General features: G+C 48.6%; 10 protein-coding genes. 9 read left to right on the top strand and 1 reads right to left on the bottom strand.

Features of this window, described 5'->3' with window-relative positions:
- The first annotated feature begins 179 nt into the window (after window positions 1–179).
- Genes dacB through COV46_04845 form a run of 4 tightly spaced genes read left to right on the top strand, consistent with a single transcriptional unit; the run spans window position 180 to window position 3,787 of the window.
- Complete coding sequence (gene dacB, locus COV46_04860) at window positions 180–1,538, top strand: D-alanyl-D-alanine carboxypeptidase/D-alanyl-D-alanine-endopeptidase (GenBank protein ID PIR17331.1); 1,359 nt, start codon at window positions 180–182, stop codon at window positions 1,536–1,538.
- Entirely contained in the window at window positions 1,535–2,689 is a 1,155-nt protein-coding gene (locus COV46_04855; GenBank protein ID PIR17330.1) for a hypothetical protein, read from the top strand. Before dacB ends, COV46_04855 begins: the two co-directional genes overlap by 4 nt.
- Entirely contained in the window at window positions 2,673–2,996 is a 324-nt protein-coding gene (locus tag COV46_04850; protein ID PIR17329.1) for a hypothetical protein, read from the top strand. Before COV46_04855 ends, COV46_04850 begins: the two co-directional genes overlap by 17 nt.
- Window positions 2,939–3,787: a TIGR00268 family protein gene (locus tag COV46_04845; protein PIR17328.1), complete on the top strand. Its 849-nt coding sequence runs from the start codon at window positions 2,939–2,941 to the stop codon at window positions 3,785–3,787. Before COV46_04850 ends, COV46_04845 begins: the two co-directional genes overlap by 58 nt.
- A gap of 120 nt (window positions 3,788–3,907) precedes the next feature.
- Here COV46_04845 and COV46_04840 read toward each other — a convergent pair whose 3' ends face one another.
- Window positions 3,908–4,186 carry a hypothetical protein gene (locus COV46_04840; GenBank protein PIR17327.1) on the bottom strand — a complete coding sequence of 93 codons (279 nt, stop codon included), beginning with the start codon at window positions 4,184–4,186 and terminating at the stop codon, window positions 3,908–3,910.
- Between the two features lie 254 nt (window positions 4,187–4,440).
- On the opposite strand from COV46_04840, the gene COV46_04835 reads away from it, so the two are divergent.
- The 5 genes from COV46_04835 to speB form a co-directional block, all read left to right on the top strand.
- Window positions 4,441–4,908: a hypothetical protein gene (locus tag COV46_04835; protein ID PIR17326.1), complete on the top strand. Its 468-nt coding sequence runs from the start codon at window positions 4,441–4,443 to the stop codon at window positions 4,906–4,908.
- Window positions 4,901–5,656: a 1-(5-phosphoribosyl)-5-amino-4-imidazole-carboxylate carboxylase gene (locus tag COV46_04830; GenBank protein ID PIR17325.1), complete on the top strand. Its 756-nt coding sequence runs from the start codon at window positions 4,901–4,903 to the stop codon at window positions 5,654–5,656. Before COV46_04835 ends, COV46_04830 begins: the two co-directional genes overlap by 8 nt.
- Window positions 5,657–5,715: 59 nt before the next feature.
- Window positions 5,716–6,600, top strand: coding sequence for a hypothetical protein (locus tag COV46_04825; GenBank protein PIR17324.1), 885 nt, complete (start codon window positions 5,716–5,718; stop codon window positions 6,598–6,600).
- Between the two features lie 920 nt (window positions 6,601–7,520).
- A complete protein-coding gene (locus COV46_04820) occupies window positions 7,521–8,069 on the top strand; it encodes an arginine decarboxylase, pyruvoyl-dependent (GenBank protein PIR17360.1) in 549 nt (182 codons plus the stop codon).
- The coding region (gene speB / locus COV46_04815; GenBank protein PIR17323.1) for an agmatinase at window positions 8,045–8,878 on the top strand (834 nt) is incomplete at its 3' end. The genes COV46_04820 and speB, both read left to right, overlap by 25 nt.

Below are 8,878 nucleotides of genomic sequence, written 5' to 3'. Positions count from 1 at the left end.
GCAATCTCCAGCAAACACTTGATTTATGGAGATTGCTTCGGTCACTACGCTCCCTCGCAATGACACGCCAATGGGTTTTTAGAGGTGCCCATAAGTAACATTCGGTACTCAAGTTTTGACATTGACCGTCTTTTAGTTTAATCTATATTTCCTGTTCAGCAAAAAATACCGGGGGTGAGATGAGAAAGCCGCTTTTTTTAACCGTCATTTGTTTTTGCTCTTCGATAGTCTTCGCGGCGCCGCTCGATCAGAAGGTCGAGCAGATAATAAGGAACAACAAGCTGAAAAACACAAGGGCGGGCGTATATGCGGTTTCTCTCCCCAAGAACAAGGTTGTTATCGACATAAATAAGGAGCTCCCATTAAATCCAGCCTCCTGCATGAAGCTAGTGACGAGCGCCGTTGCACTCAAGACCCTTGGCCCTGATTACAGGTTCCCGACCGATTTCTATCTGGCAGACTCCGATCTTTGGGTGAAGGGATACGGGGACCCGTCATTTGTAATAGAGAGACTAGAAGAAGCGGTTAACGGCCTCATAGCAAAGGGCCTGCCTGTAAGCATAGACGATGTATATATAGATGATACCTATCTCGACGGCGGTTCCTTTCCTGGGAGACAAAAGGGGAGCGCCCGCTCATATAACGCCATGACCAGCGCTGTTGCGCTCAACCACGGTTCCGTTACGGTCGAGGTCTTCCCCGGCGACAAGTCCGGAAGGCCGGCGCAGGTTGTTGTCGATGCGCCGGGAGTGAAGGTGGTCAATAAGGCGGTAACAGGACCTAGGCGCGGCAAGACCACGGTAAGCATCAAGAGAAGTTATACCAAAGACGGTGATATAGTGGTCGTCAGCGGAAGAATACCCACGAACTCCTCCGGCAGAAAACAGTATTTCAATGTTGCAAATCCTACCCAGCACTTTGGCGATTCATTGAAGGCGATGCTGGTTGCTAAAGGGGTTCGTGTTAACGGTGATGTACATTATGGCATCGTGCCGAAGGCATCAAGGCCCTTGATGGAAGAGATGTCCCCTCCGCTTTCCGAGATCCTAAAGAACATGAACAAGAACTCGAGCAACTTCATGGCCGAGCAGTTAACAAAGGCGATAGGTGCGAAAGTTAAGGGGGCGCCGGGTTCCACTGAAAAGGGGGTTTCGGCCTATCGTGGATATCTTGAACATCTTGGTGCGAGCGGTTTTAGCATCGAGAACGGTAGCGGACTTTCGTACAAGAACGAGTTGACCCCTTACGACCTCTATCTTGTAATGAGCGACATATATTCAGATCGTCATTTAAGGGATGTCTATATCGATTCGTTGAGCATAGCGGGGGAGGATGGCACGCTCAAGAGATGGAACAACGCCCTGAGCGGGAAGCTTAAGGCAAAGACCGGCTCGCTTAACGGGGTAAGCTCGCTTGCAGGATTCTGGCCCCAGAGAAATGAAACGATTCTCTTTGTCATCTTTTTGAACGGAGGGGTCGACTTTACAAGGGGAAGAAGGGTTTCTCAAGCGATAGTGGAGACGTTCACAGATTTATGAAAAAAGCCTTGGGAGTATATCTTATGGTTGCGGGAATATTAATATCGTTCCATCTTGTCTTCAATGTATATCTCTCTTCGCAGATTCCGAAACCTTATATAACACCATCTCCAGGAATGTCGCTTGCCACTGTAAAACCCATGGCGGTGCAGGAAGAGATCCCTCCGGCCGCACCTGTTCCTGAATATATGGATGAGGTTCCGGCTCCACAGCTTCCCGCGGTCAAGGCGGAGGTTCCCGTTTCCAAAGAAGAGGAGATGACGGTCGCCATCACAAAATATCAGAGGCCGGAGCCAAGCCTCAACGCGTCACCCAAGAAAAAGGGTCTTTTTGATGTTCCGCACGGTATAAAAAAAGAGGTAGAATTCTGGACCAGCGTATATACCGAATATACTACCGACCAGGCGGTCCTTCACGATCCCAATAATTTAGGCAGGGTGTTAGGGGTGATAGACCTTCCCCATTGTTCCGAACCCCCGAAGAAAGAGTGCCTTGCAAGGCGCGAAGATGTTATGAAAGACGCGAAGGATGAGATGAAGTCGAAACTTGGTAGGAAGGCTCCGGAAAGAATAAGGGCGCAGGTGGGGCAGAAGGATAAGTTCGAAGAGGGGCTCAAGGCATCAAAGAAATATCTTCCCAAGATAGAAAGCGTCTTTGAGAACATGGGTATTCCTAACGAGATATCGAGACTCCCTTTTGTTGAGTCGATGTTCAATCTTAAGGCATATTCAAAGAGCAAGGCGGCGGGTATCTGGCAGTTGATGCCTTCAACGGCAAGGATCTTTGGACTTAAAGTAGGCAGAAGAAATGATGAGCGATACGATCCGGTCAAGTCTACACATGTTGCCGCAAATCATCTTCTTCGCGACTATAGAAGGCTGGGCAGCTGGCCGCTTGCAATAAGCGCATATAACTCCGGACCCGGAAGGCTTGCTGACGCCGTAAGAAAGCTTGGCACCAAGGATATAGTGAGGATAATCAAGCATTACGACAACCCTTCTTACGGCTTTGCGGCCAAGAATTTCTACCCCTGCTTTTTGGCGGCGCTTGACATTTACGAGAACAGGTATAAATACTTCCCCGACCTTTACCCAGGCGCGGCCCCGTTGAAGTTGGCCCCGCAGGAGGCCCCTAATGAGAAGAAAAAATAGACCTTTGCTGGCGTTGTTGCTTTTATTTTTAGCTGTTTCCGCTTCGTGCGCCAGGACCCCGACAGTCAAGAAATCCGAACATGTCATGGACCGCTATTTTCATAAATACGGCCACAAATTCGACGATAGTGACATGGGCAAGTACAAGATCGAAAGTGTTCGAACATTCGATATAGCGGAGGTCCATAAAAAGTTGGTTGCCGTGACCGCAGAGGTGAAGCTTCTTGACGGGCCCATCTATAATGTCAGATGCATGCTCCAAAAGAAGACGCTGGGCTGGCACTTGGTTTCGTGGGAGAGACTCTAATAATGATATCAGATAAGATGAAAGAGTTGTGTGCGAGGATAAGATCGCTTGGAAGCGCTGTTGTCGCCTTTTCTGGCGGGGTCGATTCGGCCGTTCTTGCAAAGATAGCTCATGAAGAGCTCGGGAACAATATGGCGGCCGTGACCGGAGAATCGGCAAGCGTTCCTTCAAGAGATATTGCTTCCGCAAAGGACTTTTGCAAGAAACACGGCATTCCCCATGTTATCGTCAGGACCTGCGAGTTCGACGACCCTTTATATAAGTCGAACCCGGAGAACAGGTGTTTTTATTGCAAGGGAGAGCTTTTCGAAACCCTCGCGGTGACGGCCAAGGAGAAGGGTCTCAAGTACGTCATAGAAGGGACCAATTCTTCCGAGTTAAAAGGACATCGTCCCGGCTTTGAGGCGGCCAAGGTAAACCCTATTGTCACTACCCCGTTCGCCGACGCCTGCATCACCAAGGAAGAGGTGAGGGAGATAGCGAGGGCGCTGGGTCTTGATCTGGCCGAAAGACCATCTACCGCATGCCTCTCTTCAAGGGTGCCGACCGGAACCGCGCTTACGGAAGAGCTTCTAAAAAGAATAGATGACGCCGAGAATTTTCTCCTCTCGATAGGTGTCAGGCAGATAAGACTCCGCCATCATGGCGACCTCGCAAGGATAGAATCAGATGAGGAAGGTCTCAAACTCTGCATTGAGAAAAAAGATGATATCGTAAAGAAGATAAATGGACTTGGGTGGAAGAATGTTACGCTGGACCTGAAAGGCTACAGGACCGGCGGGGGGATGTGACACCCGTTCTGCGACACTGAAAGTTGACGCTCTTGATGGGTGTGCCAGTTGGGAGGCCAAGCTTGACCGACAAGCCTTCTCGGCCAAAAAACACATGCGGCTTTGTTTTTTACTTCCCGCTCATCCTGAGCCTGTCGAAGGATAGAGTTTAAATCGACCGCTGAATTTTGGCGTCTTCCCTGCGACAAGCTCGGTCAGGCGCCAAAATTTAAAGCCGCTTATGTGTTTTTTGACCTCGTACGGCTTATCGGTCACAGAGCACTCAAGAAACTGCCTTGAGTGCTCGGACGCCATTGTCCTCCCAACTAACACACCCATAATGCTGTGAAACTTTACAATGGCATTGAAGGCATTGCGCCTTATTTGGAAAAAATCATAAATTGCAAGTGAATGTGTCATCTACAGAGAACACACTGGGGCACCTCTATAAACTACTCACGCTGTCATTGCGAGCCCCGAAGGGGCGCGGCAATCCCCCATAAACACTTGATTTATGGAGATTGCTTCGTCGCTGGACGCTCCTCGCAATGACATAACAATGGGTTTATAGAGGTGCCCACTAATGAATGTCATTTTAACCCCCTTTGCTCGTTCAAAGGGGGTTATTTTTTTATGGATTTTTGGACAGTTTTAGCCGATAAGCAATATCGTCTATGCAACGAACGAACAAAACGTCAGTTCTTATCAAAAGCACGTCTAGCAAGTCACTTTTTTATGATATCCGCGGTTTGATAGAAAAGGCCCGAGATCATGTTGCGCAAGCTGTCAATTCGGGGCTTACCATGCTCTATTGGCAGATTGGCAGGCGCATCTTTCAAGAAAATTTGGAAGGGAAAAGGGCGCAATATGGCATGCGTATCGTCGTAAATCTGGCTACCGGCCTATCAAGTGAATATGGCAGTAATTTTTCAGAAAAAAATCTGCGTCGCATGATCCAGTTCTATGAAGCATTTCCAGATGAGAAGATTGTCGTATCGCTGATACGACAATTGAGTTGGACGCATTTTTTGCGGCTCATTCCGATTGAGGACTCCTTAAAAAGAGACTTCTATGCCGGAATGTGCCGAGTCGAGAATTGGAGTGTCACATGCCAGACGGCAAACGGAATAAAACATGAATAAAGAAAATATATTGAAATTGTTGGAGGATATAGCCGCAGGCAAAAAGAGCCCTGCCGATGTGCTTAAAGACCTGTGCCACCTTCCTTTCGAAGAGATGGACTTTGCGAAGGTAGATTCGCATCGTCATCTAAGGAACGGCTTTTCTGAGGTCATCTACTGCCGCGGAAAGACAACTGAGCATATCATCTCCATTACCCGGAAGATGCTGGAGAATGGGATGAACGTTCTGGGTACAAGGACAGACCCCGAGGTGGGCGAACATATCATTAAAGAGATAAAGAATGCCGAGTTCGACCCCCTAAGCGGTACGTTTATGGTCCTTGCCCATAAGATAGAATCTATAAAGGGAAGACTGGCCATACTCGCCGCAGGGACCGCCGACCTGAAGGTCGCCGAAGAGGCAAAGAGGACCGCTAATTTTTTTGGCGCAGAGGTCAGGACATATTATGATGTAGGAGTTGCCGGCCTCCACAGGTTGCTTGCCCATGTGAAAGAACTCGACGATAACGACGTCCTCATAGCTGTTGCCGGTATGGAAGGGGCCCTTCCAAGCGTTCTTGGCGGTCTGGTCTCAAAGCCAATAATCGCCGTGCCGACAAGCGTCGGTTACGGTTCCAACTTCGGCGGCGTTACCCCTCTCTTTGCGATGCTCAACTCCTGCTCAGAAGGAATAACGGTAGTTAACATCGATAACGGGTTCGGCGCCGCCTGCGCCGCTTTAAGAATTGTTAACGGGTTAACAGGTTAACAGGTTTGCAGGTTCTTGACCTGGGAACCTGTTAACTTGCCAGCTTGTCAGCCGTATCCATGTATCTCTTAATAATAATGAACGTCATCTGGGCCTCCAGTTACACCGTGATGAAGTGGGGGTTGGAGTATATGTCGCCTATGCACTTTCTTTTCTTAAGGATGAGCGTAGCCCTGATCGTGATGTTCGCCATATCATTAAAATATATCAAGCTCCTCGATAGGTATGTCGTATTTCGCGGCGCCCTATTGGGCGTAATAATCGCCGCATCTCACGGCCTTGGTTTTGTAGGCATCGACAGATCGTTTGCAACGGACGCCGCCATTCTTTACGCTATAGAGCCGGTTACGTCCATCCTTGTTGCAAGGATCTTACTCAAGGAGAGAATGGACGGATGGAGGTCCCTTTCACTGTTCCTTGCACTGACAGGTTTTTTTATCCTCTCCCACATATCCTTTGAGAACTTTTTCTCCAACACGATCTTTTTGGGAAATATTCTAATGCTCGTCGGTGTTCTTGCTGACGGATTCTTCTCGCCGGTGGCAAAACCGGTCGTTGAAAAATATCCAGCGCGTCTTGTTCTCACCGTGGCATTATTTTTTGCGACGCTCGTTCTGTCTCCTTTCGCCGTTCTTTCGCCGGTCAAGTCGACCGCTTTTTCATGGAAGGCTATCTTCAGCATATTGTATCTTTCGATACTTTGCACATGTGTTGGCTGGACGATGTGGTTATATTTTTTAAGCAAGCTTTCGGTCAATGTCATAGCTATCACTGTTTTCATTCAACCGGTGCTTGGAGCGTTCATCCCACATTTTACCATTGGCGAGCAAATTGGCTCCAGGATATGGTTTGGCGGAAGCATTATTCTTCTCGGAGTTGCTATCGCTTTCTTTAAAAGAAAAAATACTGCAGATGAGATGATCGCCGAGGCGGTTATCCACTGAAAAAAAATAGGCTTTTGGTAAAAAAAAGTTTGACAGTACGATCTTTTTTCCTTATAATTCACAATGTAAACAACAAAGAGGAGGGGGACATATGCCAAAGAAGAAAAAGAAAGTAGCGAAGAAAAAGAAAGTAGCGAAGAAAAAGAAAGTAGCGAAGAAGAAAAAACGCTGCTGCCGCTAAGAGCGGAAAAGTTTGAAACTCGGTTGAACCGAGAAAACCCCCTGCAGAAAATGCAGGGGGTTTTTGTTTGCATTATTTGTAGTAGTCACAACCTGATCCTGCAGAAATTGAATTCAGCCAAGACGTAACCCGATATATTGTCCAACTTTACATAATGTCCAATATACGACCGGTTTTGAAGGGGCGGGTGAGGTATTCGAGCGACCGGTGTCCGGTTTCGCTCAAACGCCGCGAAACCGGCACCTCGGCGCTCAGGCGCGGCATTTATAAAATGGCTGCCGATGCCGCGCCTTCCGCGACGTCGCTCTCACACCTCACCCGCCCCTTCAAAACACGCGCATCCCTTTTAATGAAGTTGTCATTTGAGATAAGCAGGCGACCGGCTGTCCATGAAGCCGCTTTGCGTTCGCGAGCGGTACGCGAGCGATGAGGGGTTTGTCGTATGAGGAAGTAAAACCTGTTCAAGGCTTCAAAATTTGGCGCCTGAGCGAGCTTGCCGCAGTGAAGACGCCAAATTTTATGGTTTAAAAGCCACACAGGTTTTACGACTGAAAAGGCAAAGTCCTCAAGCGCGGCTGAATGGACAGCCGGTCGCCTGCTTATCTCAAATGTCGCGGAATGGACATTATGTGAGGTTCACCGAGATCACAGTCGGCGGTCTGTATTTATCATTGTTCTTGTAAAAAAAGGGCCGTTTTTTTCTTGAGTGTGCAAACCTTTTATGTTAGTGGCGCTCACCATGTCAAATATACCAACCCAAGTTTTCTTGACCAAGGGCGTAGGCAAGCACAGAGAGAAGCTGCAGAGCTTCGAGATGGCGCTTCGCGATGCAGGTATCGCGCAGTATAATCTAGTAAGGGTCTCAAGTATCTTTCCTCCCGGGTGCCGCATCATTTCAAGGCGCGAGGGGAACCTTCAGCTGAAGCCCGGACAGGTGGTCTTTTGTGTTCTTTCCGATAACGCCACCGACGAACCCCACAGACTCTGTGCGGCCTCGGTAGGTCTCTCAATTCCAAAGGACAGAACACACTACGGTTATCTTTCTGAGCACCACGGTTTCGGCCAGACCGAAAAACAGGCGGGCGATTACGCCGAAGATCTTGCAGCAGAAATGCTCGCAACTGTTTTGGGCGTTAAGTTCGAAGCAGCAAAGTCTTGGAACCAGCGTCAGGATACATGGACAATCTCCGGCGAGATAGTCAGAACATTGAACGTCACCCAGTCGTCGGTAGGCGATAAAGAGGGCCTCTGGACGACTGTTGTATGCGGCGCGATATTCGTGCCATGATCTACAAAGGCGACATTCCCGAAAAGTTCCTGAAGTATGATAACGCCCATTTTGTGATAGTTCCGGTCCCTTACGAAAAGACCACATCTTACGGCCGGGGGACATGCAAAGGGCCCGGGGCTATTTGCGCCGCTTCGGAACAGGTCGAGCTTTTCGATGAAGAGCTTCAGAAAGAGGTCTATCAGAAGGGGATAGCTACGGTCAAGGAAGTGACTGATCTTGATGAACTTCAGAAGGTCACGGAAAAGATACTTGAGGACAAGAAGTTCCCGATAGTTCTGGGAGGAGAGCATACCATAAGCGCTCCTCCGGTCCGGGCTTTTAAGAAGTTCTATAATGATATTTCGGTAGTTCATTTCGATGCACATGCCGATCTGCGCGATGAATATAATGGTTCGAAACTTTCCCATGCCTGCGTTATGAGGCGTGTGGTTGAAGAAAAGGTCCCTCTTGTTCAGATAGGCATAAGGAATCATTCGTTGGAAGAGGCGGAGGTGATAAAGAAAGAGGGGCTTAATAGGCCTTTCTATTCGCACCTCATTCATGGTTCAGATTATTGGATGGAGGAGGCGGTGGCGCTCCTTTCCAAGAATGTATATATTAGTTTTGATGTCGACGCGTTCGATGCGTCTATCATGCCTTCAACCGGAACTCCAGAACCAGGCGGGATGAACTGGTTCCAGGTGGTCAAATTCTTTAGGCTCCTATGCAAGAGCAGGAACGTGGTAGGCGCCGATTTTGTGGAACTTGCGCCTGTAAAAGGCAATTCCGGGCCCGATTTTACGGTGGCCAAGCTTATTTATAAACTC

Source organism: Deltaproteobacteria bacterium CG11_big_fil_rev_8_21_14_0_20_49_13, from assembly GCA_002796305.1.
Taxonomy (GTDB): domain Bacteria; phylum UBA10199; class UBA10199.
Note: the sequence above shows the minus strand (reverse complement) of the source record. Positions and strands in the feature narration are given on the sequence as shown.